The sequence below is a fragment of the uncultured Jatrophihabitans sp. genome (assembly GCF_964252635.1).
Taxonomy (GTDB): Bacteria; Actinomycetota; Actinomycetes; order Mycobacteriales; family Jatrophihabitantaceae; genus Jatrophihabitans.
Genome location: NZ_CAXUNP010000036.1, coordinates 22855 through 41608, shown reverse-complemented (window position 1 = coordinate 41608; position 18754 = coordinate 22855). Strand labels below are relative to the sequence as shown.

Below are 18754 nucleotides of genomic sequence, written 5' to 3'. Positions count from 1 at the left end.
GCAGTCGGCCGCGCAGGCCGCGTCGGACGCATCGGCATGGCGCGGTTTCGACGGCGTGGTTTACCCTCTCTTCACACGACGTCCGGCCGGTCGGCCGCCCGGAGTCCGCGACCCTGAGGACCGACCGTGCCCACTCCCCTGACCCGGACCCTGCTCGCCACCGGTGCGCTCGGCCTGTCGCTGCTCCCCGTCCCCGCCCAGGCTGCGTCCGCCCACGCCGCCTCGACCGGCGCCAAGCATTACAAGAACTGCACCGCGCTGAACAAGGCCTACAAGCACGGTGTGGGCAAGGTCGGGGCCCGCGATCACGTGAGCGGACACACGAAGCCGGTCACCACCTTCAAGCGCAGCAACGCCCTGTACAACGCCAACCGGGGCAGCGACCGCGACCACGACGGGATTGCCTGCGAGAAGCGCTGACCGTCAGGCGAGAGCTGTCGCCCCGTGACCGACCGACGCCTCGAGCGCGGTATCGATCTCGGCCAGCCGCGCCTCGGCGGCGGCCAGCTCGTCCGTACGCGTGAAGCGATGGGCGTCGATCAGTCGTTTCGCGTCCTCACCCGCCCGGTGTGCGTCCAGCGCCTCCTGCTCGACGGCCAGCATCCGCTCGTCGAGGCGGGCGACCCAGCGGCGTAGCTGGGTCACGACCGATTTTGCGCAGGCGGCCGCGCTGCCGCGCAGCAGGGACAGTGGCAGCGGGATCTCGTCGGCCCGCCGGTGCGCGACCGTGATGCGCAGCGAGACCACGTCGGCGGCCTGCGCGTGCCAACCGCCGTCGGGCAGCAGCTCGACGCCCAACCCCCGCCACGGCGCCCGCACCGGAGCCGGGTCGTCCGACCCGTCGGCCACCAGCAGCCGCTCCCGCAACGCCCGCGCCGCCAGGCGCACGTCGGCCTCGGGATCGCTCACCTCCGGGGCGCGCCGGAGCCGTTCACGGGCCTCGGCGAGCAACGTCAGCTGCTGGTACAGGCGGTACTGGTCCTGCTCGGCCCCTTCCAGGCGCGCCCGCGCACCGGTGAGCTCCTGCCGGTTGATCGAGCGCAGCAGGCGCAACCGGGCGACGTCGGCGGCGGCCTGGGCCTGGTCGAGCAGCAGCGCGTTGCCGGTGGCCAGCGCCTTGACCTCGGCGTAGGTCAGCACGGCGTCGCCGAGGTCGTCGACGGTGCGGACGCCCGGGTCGATGCGGTAGAGCTGCTCGACGAAGGCCGCCTTGCGCTGCAGCGCCTGCCACATGTACGCGTCGAACGTGGCCTTGGTGACGTAGCGCCGCACCTCGACGACGGGGTTGAGGTTGCCGGGGCGGAAGGCGCGGCCCTCGCGCTGCTCGATGTCCGAGGGGCGCCACGGGGCGTCGGCATGGTGCACCGCCCGCAGCCGACGCTGGACGTTGGTGCCGACGCCGAGCTTGTCGGTGGAGCCGATGAGCACCGACACCGCACCGTCGCGGCACTGGGCGAACAACCGGGCACGGGCCTCGGGCGTGCGCGCCTCGTGGACCCAGCGGACCCGGTCGGCCGGGACGCCGCGCTGCGCCAGCAGGATGCGCAGGCGGCCGTAGCTCTGCGGACCGTCCGACCCCGGGGTGCCCTGGTCGCAGAAGACCAGCTGCAGCACGCCCGGGACGTCGCTGCCCGGGAAGCGGTGCCCGGCGTGCTCGTGGTGGATCTCGGCAACCCCGTCGGCGACGGCGGCCAGCTTCGCGGACGGCTCGTCGATGCCGACCAGCCGCGGGTCGAGGGCGGCGCGCCGGCCGTCGCCGCACACCGCCAGCATGTTGTCACCGCCGGGTTCGGAGCGGACCTGTTCGCGACGGATCTTGTCGACGCGTGCGCCGAGGGAACGGACGTAGCTCAGCTGCCCGTCGCCCGGCGCGCACACGACGGTCTGCTCGGCACGCTCAGGGCGTTCGAGGCCCAGTTCCTCCGGACGCAGGATGTCCGAGCAGCCGGCGAGCATCCGGCGCAGCTCGGGCAGGTTGCGGATGCGCGCGGCCCGTTGCACCAGCCGCACGGCCGACGCGTCCGGCGTGATCTCGACGGTCGTGGCGTAGTCGACGAACACCGCCGCCCACGCGTCGAAGTGCTCGACGCCGGCGGCGGCGAGCGCGTCGGGCTGCAAGTAGGTCTGCCAGACGAAGGTCTCGGCGATGGTGTTGGACCACGGGGTCCCGGTGAACAGGGCCAGGGTCGGGCGGCGGCCCCGGCGACGGCGCAGGAGCTGCGCCTTGAGGTGGAGGTCGGCCGCGCGGCGCGACGAGCCCAGCGAGATGCCGGCCATGCGCGACGCGATCGGCAGCCGTTTGAAGTAGTGCGCCTCGTCGACGAGGAGCAGGTCGACGCCGAGGTCGTCGAAGGTGATGGCCGGACGCGGCGCGACGCGCAGGTGCTCGATCCTGGCCTCCAGTGCGGCGACCCGGCGCTGCAGCACCGAGCGCCCGTGCCGCCCGCCCTGGCCGGCGGCGATCTGACGCTGCGCAACCGCGACCTCGTCCTGCAGGTGCGCGATCTCGGAGTCGGCCTGCACCGGGAGGGCGCTGAACGTGCCGTGCGAGACGATCACCGCGTCCCAGTCGCCGGTCGCGCAGCGGGCTGCGAGCTGCTCGCGATGTCGCGGCTCGTCGGTGCCGTCGGTGCCGCCGTGCACGAGGAAGCGCCCGAAGGGGTAGGCCTGGCGGGCCTCGCGCGCGGTCTGCTCGACGAGGTGGGCGGGGACCGTGATGAGCGGTTTGGCGGCCAGCCCGAGCCGCCGGGCGGTCAGCGCGGCGCACACCATCGAGCGGGTCTTCCCGGCCCCGACCGCGTGGGCGCACAAGGTGGCCGGCGACGACACGATCTGCGCCACGATGTCGCGCTGCCACGGCCACAACTCGAGCCCGTCGGCGAGCCCCGGGAAGGTCAGCGCCGAACCATCGTGCCGGCGTACGAGGTGGGTGTTGAAGCGACGGTTGTACTCGCGGGTGAGCCGTGCCGTGCGCTCGGCGTCCTCCCAGAGCCAGGTGCGGAACCGCTCCTGCAGCGCAGTGAGCCGTTCGACGGCGGCCAGGCTGGCCTCGGCGTTGCGCAACCGCAGCCGGCGCCCGGTCATGTGCACGGTGTCGAAGACGACGGGGGCCCGCCCATTGAGGCCCGCCGTCAGCAGATCGTAGGCACCCATCCGCGGCGTGCTGTAGAGCCCGAAGCCGCCGACGGGGGTCTTGCCGAGCGGGACGATCTTCCAGGACGCGGCCGAGGGCAGGTGCCAGACCTTGACCCGCCCGCCCAGCACCTCGTGCACGAACGCCTCGACGTCGCTTGCGGCGACCCACCGCGCGCCGAGGGACACGAAGATCTCGAGCGGACCGAGGTCGGCCGGCTCGACCTCGGCCAGCGCCGCGACGTTGCGGCGGTAGCGGCGGTCGTCGCGGGCGGCCCGCTCGGCCACGGCGCGCTTGGCCCGGACGTCGCCGGTGAGGTAGTCGCGGCGGCTGACCCACCGTCCGTCGCAGTCGGGGTCGCGGAACACGAGATCGCCCAGCGCCTCCACGGCGTCGGCCGCGGTGCGCAGGCCGAGCAGCTCGGCGACCCGCGCGGGGTCGACACCGTCGCCGCCCTCGCCGAGGCACACGAGCAGCGCCTCGTGCGCGTCGGCGGCGCGGCGCACCGGTTCGGGACGCCCGTGCACGCGGCGCAGCAGGATGGGGGCGGGTTCGGCCGCGCGGGTGGCGGAGTCGAACACCTCGAGCGCCATCACCGGGTGGTAGTCGGGGTCGAGGCGGAACCCACCGAGATCGGGACGCCGCCAGACCAGGTCGGGCTCGCCGGTCTGCGGGTCCGGACGGCCGCCGCGCAGCTCACGCAGCTCTCCGCGGTTCAACGGACCGAACCGCTCGACGTAGGCGGTGTAGAGCCCGAGCGCCCGGGCGCGGGTCGGCGCGATGGCCACGTCGTCGAGCGTGGCGTCGGCCTCGAGGGCGAGCAGGGCGAGCGCGGCGTCGCGCAGGTCGATCAGGGCACGTAGTTCCGGCGTGTCCGCGACAGCCTCGGCCCCGCCTGCTGCGTCCAGGCGCACGGTGCGCCCGTCGCGCACCGCGAACGAGCCGGCCTGTTGCGTCACCGCGCCATTCTCGCCCGCGCCACCGACAGTCGGTCCTACAGGCCGGCGTGCGGGGTCGCCGCGCGCAGCGCCTCGCGCATCTCGTCGACGGGTGGTTCCTGGCCGGTCATGAGCTCGACCTGGACGGCGGCCTGGTGCAGCAGCAGCAGGGCCCCGCTGATCACCCTCGCCCCGCCCCGACCCGCCGCCTCGGCGAGGGCGGACGGCCACGGGTCGTAGGCGACGTCGAACAGCGTCTGCGTGGGCGCCCAGGGCCGGGTCGCGAACGGGTCCGCCGCCCCGCTCGGCAGCGTGGACACGACGAGGTCCGCCCCCAGCGCCGCCGCGTCGGGGTGCAGGGTCTCGACGGCCACCGCGACGCCGAGCCGCCCCGCGGTGTCCAGGGCACGGTCGATGCGGGCCGGGTCCCGCACGAGGACGGTGCACGCCGGCACCCCGAGCGCCAGCAGCGCCGCGAGCACGGCCTGCGACGTGCCGCCCGCGCCCAGGACGGTCACCGTCCGCGGGGCCACCGCGAACTCGGCGAGCGCGGCCACGATGCCGGCGACGTCGGTGTTGTCAGCGACCCAGCCGTCGGGGCCGGGCAGCAGGGTGTTGGCCGAGCCGACGGCGCCCGCGAGCGGGCGCACCTCCGCGGCGATCTCGAGCGCGGCATGCTTGAGCGGCATGGTGCACGAGAACCCGGCCCAGTCCGCGCGCTCGGACAGCACGCCCGGCAGGTCTTCGGCGCCGCACTCGATCGCCTCGTAGGTCCAGTCGAGACCGAGCGCTGCGTAGGCGGCTCGGTGCAGGACGGGCGACAGCGAGTGCGCGACCGGCTGCCCCAGCACCCCGGCGCGGCGCCCGGTCGAGGTGGCCATGCGTTAGCCGCAGCCCCAGTTGTTGGCCCGGCAGGTCGCCGCGGCCTTCGCGAACGCGGTCTCGCTGTTGGTGAAGAACAGATGGCCTGCCGCGTCTGAGTTGACGTAGTACAGCCAGTTGCCCGCCGTGGGGGCGGCGGCGGCGGCCATCGCCTCGGTGCCGGGGTTGCTGATCGGCGTCGGCGGCAGACCTGCGTGGGTGTAGGAGTTGTACGGGCTGTCGACCTGGGCGTAGACGCACTTGGTCGCCGGCGTCCCGGCCACCTTGCAGGCGTAGGCGCTGGTCGCGTCGATCTGCAGCGGACGCGCGGCCTTGATGCGGTTGAGGATGACCCGCGCCACCTTGGCCATGTCGGCGGGGAAGCGGGCCTCGGCCTGCGCGATCGAGGCCACGATCAGCTGCTGGTACGGGGTCAGGCCGAGCGCCTTGGCCTGCGCGCTGAACCGGGTCGTCCGGGCCTGGTCGGTGAACTTGCCGACCATCTGCTGCAGTGCCGAACCGGCCGAGGTGGTCTCGTCGAAGGGGTACGTCGCCGGGAACAGGAACCCCTCCACCGAGGTGGGGACCTTGCCGTTGACGGTGAAGTCGGTCGGCAGGCCCAGCGCGCCCACGTTCTTCAGCGCCTTGTCGACCTGGGCCGCGGGCAGCCCCAGCCCGCACACCGTCCCGGAGGGCGAGCCGGCGGTGCACGGAGCGGCGACGAGGCGGTTGCGCACGTCGAGGCTGGTGGCGCCCTCGGTGACGACCACGTCCGAGTTGACCCGTGCGGACGGGTCGAGCAGCAGCGCGACCGCGCTCTTGGCCGACATGTGGTGGCGCAGGCGGTAGGAGCCCGGCTGGATGTTCGCCGACCTGCTGTTGTCCTTGGCGGCATCGGTGAAGGACCGCTGGCTGGCCACCACACCGGCGTCGTGCAGCGTCTTGCCGATCTGCGCCGCGCCGTCGTTGGCGCGGACGGTGACGACCACCGTCCCGGTGCCGGTGCCGCCGTAGTCGGCCGGGTTGAAGTAGCGGTAGACGGGGACGCCGATGAGCCAGCCCGAGACGCCGACCACGACGACGAGCAGGAAGGCGAGGAAGACCAGCAGGCGACGGCGGTGTCGGCGGCGGGAGTCCAGGCGCTTCGCCACCCGGGACGGGCGTTGCTCGGAGCGCGTCGCACCGCCGTCGTCGCGCTGGTCGTCAGCGACCTCGGCGTCGTCGGGGTGCTCGCCGGGGGTGCCGAACAGCAGGCCGTGCGGGTCGGAGTCGGTCGCCGACTCGACGTCGCGTTGCCTCACGCGCCTGCCCGTCCCCTTCTGCTGTGTCGCTCCACCAGATCCGGACATCGTGTCACAGCGCTCACGGCCGAGCGTCGAGCCAGTGCTGAAGCAGTTCCACGGCGGCGGCCTGGTCGATGAGTGTGCGACCGGCGCGCCCCCGCACCCCGTTCTGGTGGAGCTTACGCTGCGCGGACACCGTGGTCAGGCGTTCGTCCAGGAACTCGACAGGACGTGGCGCGACGAGGGCCGCGAGCTGCGCGCCGTAGTCACGGGCCATCTCGGCCGACGCGCCCTCGCGTCCGGCCAGGGTCCGCGGCAGCCCCACGACGACGCCCACGGCCTCGTACTCGGTGACCAGGTCCCGCAGTTGCGCCAGGTCGCGCCCGCCACGGACGTCCCGGGCGAGGGTCGCCACCGGGACGGCCAGCACGCCGCGCGGGTCGCTGCGCGCCACGCCGACCCGCACCGTCCCCACGTCGACCGCGATCCAGACCCCGGTCGGACCGGGCGTGTCGCCGTCCGACATCAGGCCCGGACGGCGGCCAGCTCGGCGCGGACGGCGGCGAAGGCATCCGCCAGCTTGGCTGCGTCCCCGCCGGCGCCCTGGGCCAGGTCGGCCTTGCCACCGCCGCGGGCGCCGAGCACCGGCGCGAACGAGCGCACGAGGTCGCCCGCCTTGAGCCCGTCGGCCTGCCCGCGCTCGTTGACCGCCACGACGAAGGCGGCGCCGCCCTTGTCGTCGGGCGAGGCCAGCAGCACCACGGCGGGGTCCGACGCCCGCAACCGGCCGCGCACGTCGAGCGCCAGCGAGCGGAGGTCGTTGCCGCCGACGCCCGGCGGGGCCTGGGCGGCGACGAGCTGCACGCCCGCCACCTGCTCGGCCTGCTCGGCGAGCGACCCCGCGCCGGCGAGCACCTGGCCCACCCGCAACTGATTGAGCTCCCGTTCGGCGGACTTCAACCGGTCGAGGACACCGGCGATGCGCTCGGGAAGCTCCTCGGCGGGGGCCTTGAACTCGGTGGCCAGCGACTGCACCAGGGTGTGCTCGCGGGCGAGGTAGGAGAACGCGTCGAGGCCGACGAGCGCCTCGACCCGCCGGACGCCCGAGCCGATGGACGCCTCGCCGAGCAGCTTGACCATGCCGATGACCGAGCTGCGCGGGACGTGTGTGCCGCCGCAGAGCTCGCGCGAGTAGTCGCCGATCTCGACGATGCGCACCTGCTCGCCGTACTTCTCGCCGAACATGGCGATGGCACCGAGCCGGCGGGCCTCCTCCTGGTCGGTGACGAACCAGCGCACCTCGAGGTCGCGCAGCAGCACCTCGTTGATCTCGGCCTCGACGTCGCCGAGGACGCTGGGCGGCACCGCCCCGGGCGTGGTGAAGTCGAAGCGCAGCCGTCCGGGCGCGTTCAGCGAGCCGGCCTGCGCCGCGGTGTCGCCGAGCGCCCGGCGCAGACCCGAATGCAGCAGGTGGGTGGCCGAGTGGCTGCGCGACACCGAGGCACGTCGCCGGACGTCGACCTCGGCGAGGACGAGGTCGCCGGGGCGCACCTCGCCGGACAGGACGGTGGCGCGGTGGGCGATGAGCCCGGGCAGCGGCTGCTGCACGTCGACGACGGTGAGCACGGCCTCGCGGTCACCGGAGTTGACCGTCAGCCGTCCCCAGTCGGGCTGCTGGCCGCCGCCCTCGGCGTAGAACGGGGTGACGTCGAGGACGACCTCGACCTCGTCGCCCTCGTGCGCCGCGGACAGCAGCCCGGACGCCCCGATCAGCGACGCGACCGTGGCCTCGCGCGTGACCTCGGTGTAACCGGTGAAGGCGCCGGGCCCGCTCTCCAGGGCGGCGCGGTAGACGGAGAGGTCGAGGTGGCCGGTCTTCTTGGCCTGCGAGTCGGCCTTGGCGCGCGCCCGCTGCTCGGCCATCAGGCGGCGGAAGCCCGCCTCGTCGACGTCGATGCCCGCCTCGCCTGCCATCTCGAGGGTGAGGTCGATCGGGAAGCCGTACGTGTCGTGCAGCTGGAAGGCCTTGTCACCGGGCAGCGTCGTGCCGCCGGAGCGCTTGGTCTCGTCGACGGCGAGATCGAGGATGGTGGTGCCGGCGCGCAACGTCTGCCGGAACGCCTCCTCCTCGTTGTAGGCGTAGGTGGAGATGCGCTCGAAGTCGGTCGCGAGCTCGGGGTAGGACGGCGCCATGCAGTCGCGCGCCACGGGCAGCAGGGCGGGCAGCGCCGGGTCCTCGTAACCGAGCAGCCGCATCGCGCGGATCGCCCTGCGCAGCAGGCGGCGCAGCACGTACCCGCGACCGTCGTTGCCGGGCGTCACGCCGTCGCCGATGAGCATCAACGACGAGCGGACATGGTCGGCGATGACGCGCAGCCGGACGTCGTCCGGGTGCGACTCGGTGGCCGCGTGCCCCGAGTGCGCGCCGTAGGTCTTGCCGGACAGCTCCGCCGCGCGCCGCAGGATGGGGCCGGTCTGGTCGATCTCGTAGAGGTTGTCGACGCCCTGCAGCAGGGTGGCCATGCGTTCCATGCCCATGCCGGTGTCGATGTTCTTGCTGGGCAGTTCGCCGAGGATCTCGTAGTCGCCCTTGTGCGGGCCGTTCGACCGGCCGCGCTCGTACTGCATGAAGACGAGGTTCCAGTACTCCATGTAGCGGTCCTCGTCGACCGCCGGCCCACCCTCGGGTCCGTAGTCGGGGCCGCGGTCGTAGAACAGTTCACTGCACGACCCGGCCGGCCCGGGGATGCCCATGTCCCAGGTGTTGTCCTCCTTGCCGCGACGCACGATGCGCTCGTCGGGCACGCCGATGACGCGCCGCCAGATGTCATAGGCCTCGTCGTCGTCGAGGTAGACGGTCGGCCAGATGCGCTCGCCGTCGAGGCCGAACCCGCCGTCCTCGACCGAGTTGGTCGACAGCTCCCAGGCCAGCTGGATGGCGCCTTCCTTGAAGTAGTCGCCGAAGCTGAAGTTGCCGTTCATCTGGAAGAACGTTCCGTGCCGCGTGGTCTTGCCGACCTCCTCGATGTCGAGGGTGCGGATGCACTTCTGGATGCTCGTCGCCCGGGCCCAGGGCGGCGTCTGCTGGCCGATGAAGTAGGGCACGAACTGCGTCATGCCGGCGACGACGAACAGCAGGTTGGGGTCGTCGAAGGGCAGGGGCGCGCTGGGGACCACGGCGTGGCCGTGGCGTTCGAAGTGCCCCAGGAACCGGGACCGGATCTCAGCAGATTTCACGACGACAACTGTGCCAGACGGGCCGTGTCCGGTTTTCCGGAACGGCTACTGCTGGGGCGGGCTCTGCCGCTGGACGCCGCCGGCGGAGCCGTCCAGGCCCGTGCTCTCGCGCAGCTGCGTCTCGCGCTCGCTCATCGCCGTGCGCACGTCGGCGGCGAAGTCACCGATCGACTCGGCGAGGTCGGACAGCCCCTGGCCGATGCCGGCGGCCATGCCGCTGGGCGTCAGCTTCTCCGCGGCCCGGCTGATCTTGCGCACGATCAGGGCGCCGATCGTGATGCCCATCGCCAGCCAGAACAACCGGCGCATCAGGCTTTCCCGTGCTTGGCGCCGGCGGTGCGCCGCTTGCGGCGGGCGGTCTTGATCGCGTCCGCGTCGCGGCGGTCGGAGACCGTCTTGCGCACGCCGTAGGTGAAGGCGGCCGCCTTGATCATCGGGCTGCCGAGCGTGCTGGACACGACCGACGTCATGGCCGCCACGTTCGTGGTCATCGAGTTGACGTTCGCGGCGATGCTCTCCAGCTGGCCGAGCTGGGCGTTGAGCTGGAGGACCGTGCTCTGCGCCTCGGTGAGGATCGGCGCCGCGCCCTCGTGGGTCTTGCGGACGGCGAGCGTGGCCTCGTCCAGGGTGCGGCCGAGCTTGAGGAGCGGGAACGCGAGCAGCAGGACCAGCAGGACGAACGCGCCGGCTGCGATCAACGCAGCGATGGCGGCTCCGGACATCGGGTCTCCCAGGCAGTAGCGACGGTCTACGTGCGGTCCCCGCGGGTTCGGGGGGTCGGCGTACCCGACGACCCTAGCGGGTCACCGTCCGGCGCCCGGGCGGCCTCGGACCGCCGACCGCAGCCGCTCCAGGCGCTCGGCCACGGCGCGCTCCGCGCCACGCCCGGCCGGGTGGTAGTAGTCGCGCCCGACGAGTTCGTCCGGCGGGTACTGCTGGGCGACCACGCCGTCGGGGGTGTCCGGGGGGTAGACGTAGCTGGCCCCGGCCCCGAGCTTCCCGGCACCGGCGTAGTGGGCGTCGCGCAGGGCGGGCGGGACGGCGCCGGCGAGGCCGGCCTTGACGTCGGCCTGGGCCTCGCCGATGGCGCGCACCACGGCGTTGGACTTGGGGGCCAGCGCGAGGTGGATCGTGGCCTGCGCCAGGTTGATCCGCGCCTCGGGCAGGCCGATCAGTTGCACGGCCTGGGCCGCCGCGGTCGCGGCCAGCAGCGCGGTCGGGTCGGCGAGGCCGACGTCCTCGCTGGCGTGCACCACGAGGCGGCGGGCGATGAAGCGCGGGTCCTCCCCCGCCTCCAGCATCCGGGCCAGGTAGTGCACGGCCGCGTCGGCGTCCGACCCGCGGATCGACTTGATGAAGGCGCTGATGACGTCGTAGTGCTGGTCGCCGTCGCGGTCGTAGCGCACGGCGGCGCTGTCGACGGCCTGCTCGAGCGTGGCAAGGTCGACGACGTCGCGGGCCTCGGCCGAAACCGTCCCCGCGGCGGCCTCGAGGGCGGTGAGGGCCCGGCGGGCGTCGCCACCGGCGATGCGCAACAGGTGGGCGCGGGCGTCGTCGTCCAGCGTGACCGCACCGTCGAGCCCGCGCTCGGAGCGCAGGGCCCGGTCGACGAGGCGTCCGACGGCCGCGTCGTCCAGCGGTTGCAGGGTGAGCAGCAGGCTGCGCGAGAGCAACGGCGCCACGATGGAGAAGAACGGGTTCTCGGTGGTCGCGGCGACGAGGGTGACGTGGCGCGCCTCGACGGCGGCGAGCAGCGAGTCCTGCTGGGTCTTGGAGAAACGGTGGATCTCGTCGATGAACAGCACCGTCTGCCGACCGGTGTGGTTCAGCTCGGCCTTCGCCCGGGCGATGACCTCGCGGACGTCCTTCACCCCGGCGTTCAGGGCGGACAGCTGCGCGAACCGCCGGTTCGTCGCGCTGGAGACGATGAGCGCGAGCGTGGTCTTGCCGGTGCCGGGTGGCCCGTAAAGGACCAGCGACATCGGGGCGTCGCCCTCCACGAGCCTGCGCAGTGGCGAACCGGCCGCCAGCAGGTGCTCCTGGCCGACGACCTCGTCGAGCGTGCGCGGGCGCATCCGCGCGGCCAGCGGCGCACCGGTGTCGACCGCGTGCCCGTCGTCCGCCGACGTCGCGTCGGCCTCGTCGGCTCCGAACAGCGTCACGGGGTCAGCGTAGGCGCGCGCCGGGTCGGCTGTGCCACGCGTGGCGGCAGGACCGGCTGCACGCGGGACCTCATCGGCCCCGCCACCACGACCTGGTCGCGTCAGGCGCGATCGCTGTGCCCGTGGAGCGGGTTGGAACCGACGCGACGAACCGTGGGCTGTGCAGCCGCTGCGAGGACGTCAAGCATTCGCTGAGCCGCACCGGAGTTTCCTAACCTCCGGCCAGAGGCTCCTCTCGTCCGTCCGGCCTGGGAGTCCTCGTGAACATGCTCGCCCCGTCCTACCCCCGTCTGTCCGGTGTGCGGCGCCGGCTGGCCGCCCTCGACGCACGGGCACCCCAGCTCAGCGCGTGGGTCGCCGTCGTGGCCGGGTTGCTCTCGCTGTCCGACGTCCTTTGGCCGCACCGTTGGCGGGTCGTCTCGGCCTTCAGCCCCATCCAGCTCGACCCGGGTGACCGGACCCTCGAGGTCGCGGTGGCCGTGGCCGGGTTGCTCCTGCTACGCGTCGCGACCGGGCTGCGTCGCGGCAAGCGGTCGGCCCTGCTGCTCGCGACCGGCGCCTGCGTCGCGATCTGCCTCGTCGACATCGTCCGGGACGACTGGCGGCCGATCGAATCGACGGTGGTCACCGTGCTGCTGGTCGGTCTGGTCCTGTCGCGCAAGCGGTTCCAGGCGGTGGACGACCCGGTCGGACGTGGCTTCGCGCTGCGAGTCGCGGCGCAGTTCGTGGCGGCCGGCGTGCTGCTGGGCGTCGTCCTGCTCTACCTCCCCGGCCACGTCCCGGCAGGCACACCGTTCCTCGACCGGCTCGTCGAGACGGTGCGGTCACTGGTCGGCCTGGGTGGCCACATCGCGGTGCGCGGCGACGACTTCGCCGACGCCTTCCACGCCGCCCTGCTCGGCTTCGGCCTGCTGGCCGTCGTCTCCGGTGTGGTGCTCTACCTCGCGCCATTCCACCCGGCCGCCGGTCTGGCCGAGCAGGACGAGCAGCGGTTGCGCTCGCTGCTCGACCGCCACGGCGCGACCGACTCGCTGGGTTACTTCGCCCTGCGCCGCGACAAGTCCGTCGTGTGGTCGCCGAGCGGCAAGGCGGCGATCACGTACCGCGTGGTGGCCGGCGTGGCCCTGGCCAGCGGGGACCCGATCGGCGACGTCGAGGCCTGGCCCGGCGCGATCGCCGCCTACCGGGACCTGGTGCAGCGACACGGCTGGACCCCGGCGGTCATGGGTTGCAGCGAACGCGGCGCGGTGGTGTGGTCCCGCGAGTACGGGCTGGCCGCGCTCTCCCTCGGCGACGAGGCCGTCCTGGACGTCGCCACCTTCAGCCTCGACGGTCGCCCGATGCGCGGCGTGCGCCAGGCCTGCGCTCGGGTGGAGCGGGCCGGCTACCGGGTGAAGGTGACGCGGGCAGCCGAGGCCGACCCGGCGGCGTTCGAACGCCTCCGTACCGCGGCCGACGCGTGGCGCTGCGACGCCGTCGAACGTGGCTTCTCGATGGCGCTGTCCCGCCTCGGCGACGTGTCCGACCCGGACTGCGTGGTGGTTACTGCCGAACAGGACGGCGAGCTGCGCGGCCTGCTGCATTTCGTGCCGTGGGGCCCCACCGGCATCTCACTGGACCTGATGCGCCGCGCCCGGGACTGCGACAACGGCATCAACGAGTTCATGATCGTGGCCGCGCTGGGCGCCTGCCCCGAGTTGGGCGTCCAGCGGGTCTCGCTGAACTTCGCGGTGTTCCGGGAGGCCCTCGAGCGCGGGTCCCGGATCGGGGCCGGCCCGATCCTGCGCGCGTGGCGGGCCGTGCTGCTCGTGGCTTCTCGCTGGTGGCAGATCGAGTCGCTCTACCGCTTCAACGACAAGTTCCAACCCACCTGGCTGCCGCGGTTCGTGTGCTACCCCGGAGCCCGTGACCTGCCCCGGATAGCCATCGCCGGGCTGGAGGCCCAGGCCTTCCTGGTCCGTCCGCGGTTGCTGCGCCTGGCACGGCGCGGTTGAGCGCCGGTCGCACCGTCGGCGTGCTGCTCGCGGCCTTCGGGGTCGTGGCCGGCGCGCTGACCGGGTGCTCGAGCAGCAGCCCCGCCCGACCTGTTCATCGGACGACGCAGTCGGCGCACCCCGGATCGCCGGCGGCACCGGCCCGCGGGACATCCGACTCGGGCACGCCCTCCGCATCGGCGGTCAACACCACCGTCGGCACGGTGCTGACCAGAGCCATCCCCGGCGGCTCCAGCGGGTTCAAGCCGCGACAGGCCCTCATCTACCTGCCCCCGGCCGCCCGCAGCCATCCTCACGAACGGTTCCCGGTCCTCGTCCTGTTGCACGGCACCCCGGGCGCGCCCACCCGCTGGATCAATGCCGGCAACGCCCGCGCCACGCTCAACGCCTTCGCCGCCGCGCACTCGGGTCGGGCTCCGGTCGTGGTCATGCCCGACGTCAACGGGTCGGAACACGCGGATACCGAGTGCATACGGACGACCTACGGCGCCGATGTCGAGAAATACCTGCTCGACGTCGTCCCGGCCTGGATCCTTGCCCACCTGCCGGTGACGAGGGACCGAGCGAGGTGGGGTATCGCGGGGCTGTCCGAGGGCGGCACGTGTGCGCTGATGCTGGGCCTGCGCGGCACACCAGGGTGGGGGTTCGTCGGGGACTTCTCCGGGTTGAAGAGGCCCACGGTCGGGCCGACGGACGATATGGCCGACACCGTGAAGGAACTGTTCGGCGGTTCCGAGAGCGCCTACGACGCGCATGACCCGTCCCTGTTGCTGGCACGTCATCGCTACCCACACCTCGCCGTGTGGTTCGAGTGCGGAAACGACGACGGGACCGTCCTGAACGACCAGTCGATGCTGGCCCGGCTCGCCCGTCGAACGGTCGGCGCAGTCAAGGTCGCGACGGTGCCGGGTGGGCACACGTGGAAGGTGTGGCAGGAGTCACTGAGGTCGACGCTGCCGTGGTTCTGGACCCATTCGGGCTGATCGGAGGGCGACATGGAACCGGATTCGCGAATTCTCGTGGTCATGCTGTTCGTCCTGGCGGTGGCGGCCATCGTGGGGGTGATGCGCCTACGCCTGCTGGCGGTCAGGCTCGTGTCCGGACTGCTCGCTATTGTCTTGTCGGCTGCGGCCGGCATCGCGGTCGTGAACGACTATTACGCCTACTACCAGTCGTGGTCGCAACTGTCCTCCGACCTCAGCGGCAGCTACTCGAACTTCAATGCCACCCCGGCCGCGATCCGTACCGCCTCGGCCGCGGGCGACGGTCACGTGGAGAGCGTGCTGCTGCGTGGTTCCATCAGCGGCATCACCCGCCGCGGCCTGGTCTACCTGCCTCCGCAGTACTCGGAACCCGCCTACGCACACACCGCCTTCCCGGTGGTCGAACTAGTGCACGGCACACCCGGTGATCCACTGCGGTGGATCGTGCAGATGCGTGTCGCGCACGTGCTCGACCAACTCATCGATGACCACCGGATGGGACCGGTCATCGCCGTGATGCCAGCCATGGCAACCGGTCGACACTACGAGGAATGCGTCGACGCACCGAAGGCTCTCGATGACACGTACCTGACCCGCGACGTGCGCGCTGACGTGCTGGCCCGCTTCCGCGCCAGCCCGGTCCCAGCCGAATGGGGCATCGCCGGCTTTTCCTCGGGGGGTTACTGCGCGGCCAACCTCGCGCTGCGCCATCGGGCGTCGTTCGGCGCCGCCGGCATCATGGACGGCTATTTCCGTCCTAGCGACGGGCCGGCTGCTGCGGCCCTGCACTTCAACCGGGCTGCGGAAGACGCGAACGACCCGTTGCTCGCCGCGCGCCGGCTAGGGAGCGGCACCCACCCGCTGCCGTCGTTCTGGCTCATGGCCGGGACGGGGGACAAGGGTGACTACGTGGCCGCCCAGGCCTTTGTCCACGCGTTGCACGGTGTCGACGCGGTCACCCTGCACCGTGAGCCGTCGGCCACGCACAATTACCGCGCGTGGCGGGCCGCCGATCCGGCGATGCTGAGCTGGTTGTGGACCCAGCTCGCGCCGCCGGACCTGCGCGTCCAGTTCCCGATTACCGGCTCGGTAGGTCTCAAGCGCGTTGCGACACGCGATCACGCGGTTACACGCGGTGTAACGCAACCACCGGGATGACCCGGATGCCCTCGGTCTTCTCGGCGTACCCGGCGAAGCCCGGATAGGCCTCGGCCTGCGAGCCGTAGATGCGTTCGCGTTCCTCACCCGACAGCGTCTCGACGCGAACGTCATAGGTCTCCGTGCCGACCTCGACGGTGGTGTGACCCGCGGCCACGATGTTCGCGAACCACTGCGGGTCCTTCGGCGCTCCCGCCGCCGAGGCGAAGACGTAGATCGTGTCCTGGTCGCTCGGGTCGGGTTTGTACATCAACGGCGTCACGTACTCGCGCCCTGAGCTGCGGCCGGTGTGGTGCAGCAGCACCATCGGCGCGCCCTGGAAATTGCCGCCGACGCGGCCCTCGTTGCTGCGGAACTCGGCGATGACCTGGTCGTTCCAGTCCGACATCAGCTCTCCCCCGCCGGTGATCCCAGCAGCTCCTCGGTGGTGACCGCGGCCCACGGCCCCGACGGGTTGACGACCAGCCCGTCGACCTCGCCCTGACGCAGCGCGTCGTGCACCTCCGCGGTGGACCACACCACGAACGAGTCGCTGCCGGCTCGGGCGGCGGCCTCCGGCCCGGAGGTGAACACCATCAGGGCCGGGCGCTCGTCCGGCAGGGTCGTCGTCCGCAGCCGCACCGTCCCCTCCGGTACGTCGTCAGCCGGCTCGTCGGGGGTGTCGACGGCGAGCACGAACACACCGTCGGCCCGCAACGCGTCGAGCAGCACGGGGCGCTGGTCGGGGTCGACGTTGACGACGTCGAGCGCCTGGCGCACGACGTCGTTGCGCGGCACCCGCAACGCGAAATCGATCTCGTCTCGCGACAGCGCGCAGCTCGGCCCGGCCGGGTCCAGGCACACCCATCGGTGGTCCTGCTGCACGGCCAGCTCGAGCACCGCGGCTGCGGGCTGCACCAGCGACTGCACCGCACCGCCGGTCTCCCCGTCGCCGCTGTGCACCTTCTCGATCTCGGCCATGCTCGTGAAGGCGGCCAGCGCCGACTCCCCGTCGGGGCCGGACGTCACCGCGATCTGCACGGTCGAGCCGGGCTCGATCTCGGTGCCGTCCGCACTCATCCGGATGTCGGAGCCGGTGACGTCGAGCAGCAGGAAACCCTGCAGGCACCAGCGCAGGACGTCGATGCTGCCGCGCGCGCCGGGGTCGGCGACGAACTCGTCGAGCGCCTCCCGTACGGCCGGGTTCGTGACCTCGGCAGCCGGGTCGGGCTCGCTCACGAGACGGCACCGGTGGTGCTGTCCGACGCCGGTTCGGGTTCGGCGTCGACCCCGGCCTCCTTGCGCTGCGCGGGGGTGATCGGCGCCGGGGCGGAGGTCAGCGGGTCGTAACCGCCGCCGGACTTCGGGAACGCGATGACGTCGCGGATGGAGTCCGCGTGCGACAGCAGCGCGCACACGCGGTCCCAACCGAACGCGATGCCGCCGTGCGGCGGGGCGCCGTAGCTGAAAGCGTCGAGCAGGAAGCCGAACTTCTCCTGCGCCTCGGCCTCGGACAGGCCCATGACCCGGAACACCCGCTCCTGCACCGAGCGTTGGTGAATACGGATCGACCCGCCCCCGATCTCGTTGCCGTTGCAGACGATGTCGTAGGCGTAGGCCAGGGCCGAGCCGGGGTCGGTGTCGAAGGTGTCCATCGAGTCCGGCTTGGGCGAGGTGAAGGCGTGGTGGACGGCCGTCCACGCGCCGGTGCCGACGGCCACGTCGCCCGCGGCGACGGCCTGCGAGGCCGGCTCGAACAGCGGGGCGTCGACGACCCAGACGAAACGCCACGCGTTGTCGTCGATCAGCTCGAGCCGCCGACCGATCTCGAGCCGGGCGGCACCCAGCAGGGACCGCGCCGACGCGGCTTCACCGGCGGCGAAGAAGACGCAGTCGCCCGGCTGTGCGCCGACGTGCGCGGCGAGGCCGGCCCGCTCGGCGTCCGAGAGGTTCTTCGCGACCGGGCCGGACAGCTCGCCGTCCTCGCCGACGAGCACGTACGCCAGGCCACGGTGCCCGCGCTGCTTGGCGAACTCCTGCCAGCCGTCGAGCGTGCGCCGCGGCTGGGACGCGCCGCCGGCCATCACCACGGCGCCGACGTACGGCGCCTGGAAGACGCGGAACGGGGTGTCGACGAAGAAGTCGGTGCACTCGACGAGCTCGAGGTCCACGCGCAGGTCGGGCTTGTCCGAGCCGTAGCGGCGCATGGCCTCGGCGTACGGCATCCGGGCGATGGGCGTCGGCACGTCGACGCCGATGAGTTTCCACAGGGCCACGATCAGCTGTTCGGCCACGGCGATGACGTCGTCCTCGTCGACGAAGCTCATCTCGATGTCGAGCTGGGTGAACTCCGGCTGCCGGTCGGCCCGGAAGTCCTCGTCGCGGTAGCAGCGGGCGATCTGGAAGTACTTCTCCATGCCGGCCACCATCAGCAGCTGCTTGAACAGCTGCGGCGACTGCGGCAGCGCGTACCAGCTGCCCGGGCGCAACCGCGCCGGCACCAGGAAGTCGCGCGCACCTTCGGGGGTGGACCGGGTCAGCGTCGGCGTCTCGATCTCCAGGAAGCCCTGCTCGTGCAACGTCTCCCGGGCGGCGTGGTTCACGTCGCTGCGCAGCTTCATGGCCGCGGCGGGACCGGACCGGCGTAGGTCGAGGTAGCGGTACTTCAGCCGCGCCTCCTCGCCGACGCCCGCGTAGTCGTCGAGCTGGAAGGGCAACGGCGCCGCCTCGTTCAGCACCTCGAGCGAGGCGGCCACGACCTCGATCTCACCGGTGGGGATGTTCGGGTTGACGTTGTGGCCCTCACGCAGACGGACCTCGCCCGTGACCTGGATGACCCACTCGTTGCGCAACGCATGCGCCAGCGCGTCCTCGCGCACGACGACCTGGGCGCTGCCCGAGCGGTCGCGCAGGTCGATGAAGGTGACGCCGCCGTGGTCGCGGCGGGTGGCCACCCAACCGGCCAGCGTGACGGTCTGTCCTGCGTCGGACGCGCGGAGCGAGCCGGCGTCGTGAGTCCTCAACAT

The 18754-nt window shown here is 72.5% G+C and carries 15 protein-coding genes; 4 read left to right on the top strand and 11 right to left on the bottom strand.

Annotated elements, in window-relative coordinates; translation table 11 throughout:
• The first annotated feature begins 126 nt into the window (after positions 1-126).
• On the top strand, positions 127-420 hold the full coding sequence (locus ACFFCA_RS15045; RefSeq protein ID WP_375486179.1) for an excalibur calcium-binding domain-containing protein: 294 nt from the start codon (positions 127-129) through the stop codon (positions 418-420).
• Positions 421-423: 3 nt separating this feature from the next.
• Here ACFFCA_RS15045 and ACFFCA_RS15040 read toward each other — a convergent pair whose 3' ends face one another.
• The 8 genes from ACFFCA_RS15040 to ACFFCA_RS15005 form a co-directional block, all read right to left on the bottom strand.
• Positions 424-4092, bottom strand: a complete 3669-nt coding sequence (locus tag ACFFCA_RS15040) for a helicase-related protein (RefSeq protein ID WP_375486177.1) — start codon at positions 4090-4092, stop codon at positions 424-426.
• Between the two features lie 35 nt (positions 4093-4127).
• Positions 4128-4952 (bottom strand): shikimate dehydrogenase, encoded by an 825-nt coding sequence (locus ACFFCA_RS15035; RefSeq protein WP_375486175.1) that lies wholly within the window; start codon positions 4950-4952, stop codon positions 4128-4130.
• Between the two features lie 3 nt (positions 4953-4955).
• Positions 4956-6233 (bottom strand): endolytic transglycosylase MltG, encoded by a 1278-nt coding sequence (gene mltG / locus ACFFCA_RS15030; protein WP_375486173.1) that lies wholly within the window; start codon positions 6231-6233, stop codon positions 4956-4958.
• Positions 6234-6294: 61 nt separating this feature from the next.
• Positions 6295-6741, bottom strand: a complete 447-nt coding sequence (gene ruvX, locus ACFFCA_RS15025; protein ID WP_375486171.1) for a Holliday junction resolvase RuvX — start codon at positions 6739-6741, stop codon at positions 6295-6297.
• The gene (gene alaS / locus ACFFCA_RS15020; RefSeq protein WP_375486169.1) at positions 6741-9452 is read right to left on the bottom strand and encodes an alanine--tRNA ligase; all 2712 of its coding nucleotides are present in this window, start codon (positions 9450-9452) and stop codon (positions 6741-6743) included. Before alaS ends, ruvX begins: the two co-directional genes overlap by 1 nt.
• 45 nt (positions 9453-9497) lie before the next feature.
• A complete protein-coding gene (locus ACFFCA_RS15015) occupies positions 9498-9761 on the bottom strand; it encodes a hypothetical protein (protein ID WP_375486167.1) in 264 nt (87 codons plus the stop codon).
• Entirely contained in the window at positions 9761-10174 is a 414-nt protein-coding gene (locus ACFFCA_RS15010) for a DUF948 domain-containing protein (RefSeq protein WP_375486165.1), read from the bottom strand. The genes ACFFCA_RS15015 and ACFFCA_RS15010 overlap by 1 nt, the downstream gene beginning before the upstream one ends.
• 81 nt (positions 10175-10255) lie before the next feature.
• Complete coding sequence (locus ACFFCA_RS15005) at positions 10256-11527, bottom strand: replication-associated recombination protein A (protein ID WP_375486189.1); 1272 nt, start codon at positions 11525-11527, stop codon at positions 10256-10258.
• Positions 11528-11880: 353 nt separating this feature from the next.
• Here ACFFCA_RS15005 and ACFFCA_RS15000 point away from each other — a divergent pair, with 353 nt between their 5' ends.
• Genes ACFFCA_RS15000 through ACFFCA_RS14990 form a run of 3 tightly spaced genes read left to right on the top strand, consistent with a single transcriptional unit; the run spans position 11881 to position 15749 of the window.
• Entirely contained in the window at positions 11881-13608 is a 1728-nt protein-coding gene (locus ACFFCA_RS15000; RefSeq protein ID WP_375486187.1) for a phosphatidylglycerol lysyltransferase domain-containing protein, read from the top strand.
• Positions 13605-14591, top strand: a complete 987-nt coding sequence (locus ACFFCA_RS14995) for an alpha/beta hydrolase (RefSeq protein WP_375486163.1) — start codon at positions 13605-13607, stop codon at positions 14589-14591. Before ACFFCA_RS15000 ends, ACFFCA_RS14995 begins: the two co-directional genes overlap by 4 nt.
• 12 nt (positions 14592-14603) lie before the next feature.
• On the top strand, positions 14604-15749 hold the full coding sequence (locus tag ACFFCA_RS14990) for an alpha/beta hydrolase (RefSeq protein WP_375486162.1): 1146 nt from the start codon (positions 14604-14606) through the stop codon (positions 15747-15749).
• On the opposite strand, the gene ACFFCA_RS14985 is transcribed toward ACFFCA_RS14990, so the two are convergent.
• From ACFFCA_RS14985 to aspS, 3 genes are read right to left on the bottom strand one after another with little or no spacing between them, the layout of a single operon-like run.
• Positions 15718-16137 carry a nitroreductase/quinone reductase family protein gene (locus ACFFCA_RS14985; protein WP_375486160.1) on the bottom strand — a complete coding sequence of 140 codons (420 nt, stop codon included), beginning with the start codon at positions 16135-16137 and terminating at the stop codon, positions 15718-15720. The two genes, ACFFCA_RS14990 and ACFFCA_RS14985, sit on opposite strands and share 32 nt — an antisense overlap.
• Entirely contained in the window at positions 16137-16967 is an 831-nt protein-coding gene (locus tag ACFFCA_RS14980; RefSeq protein ID WP_375486158.1) for an SseB family protein, read from the bottom strand. Before ACFFCA_RS14980 ends, ACFFCA_RS14985 begins: the two co-directional genes overlap by 1 nt.
• Positions 16964-18754 (bottom strand): aspartate--tRNA ligase, encoded by a 1791-nt coding sequence (aspS, locus tag ACFFCA_RS14975; protein WP_375486156.1) that lies wholly within the window; start codon positions 18752-18754, stop codon positions 16964-16966. Before aspS ends, ACFFCA_RS14980 begins: the two co-directional genes overlap by 4 nt.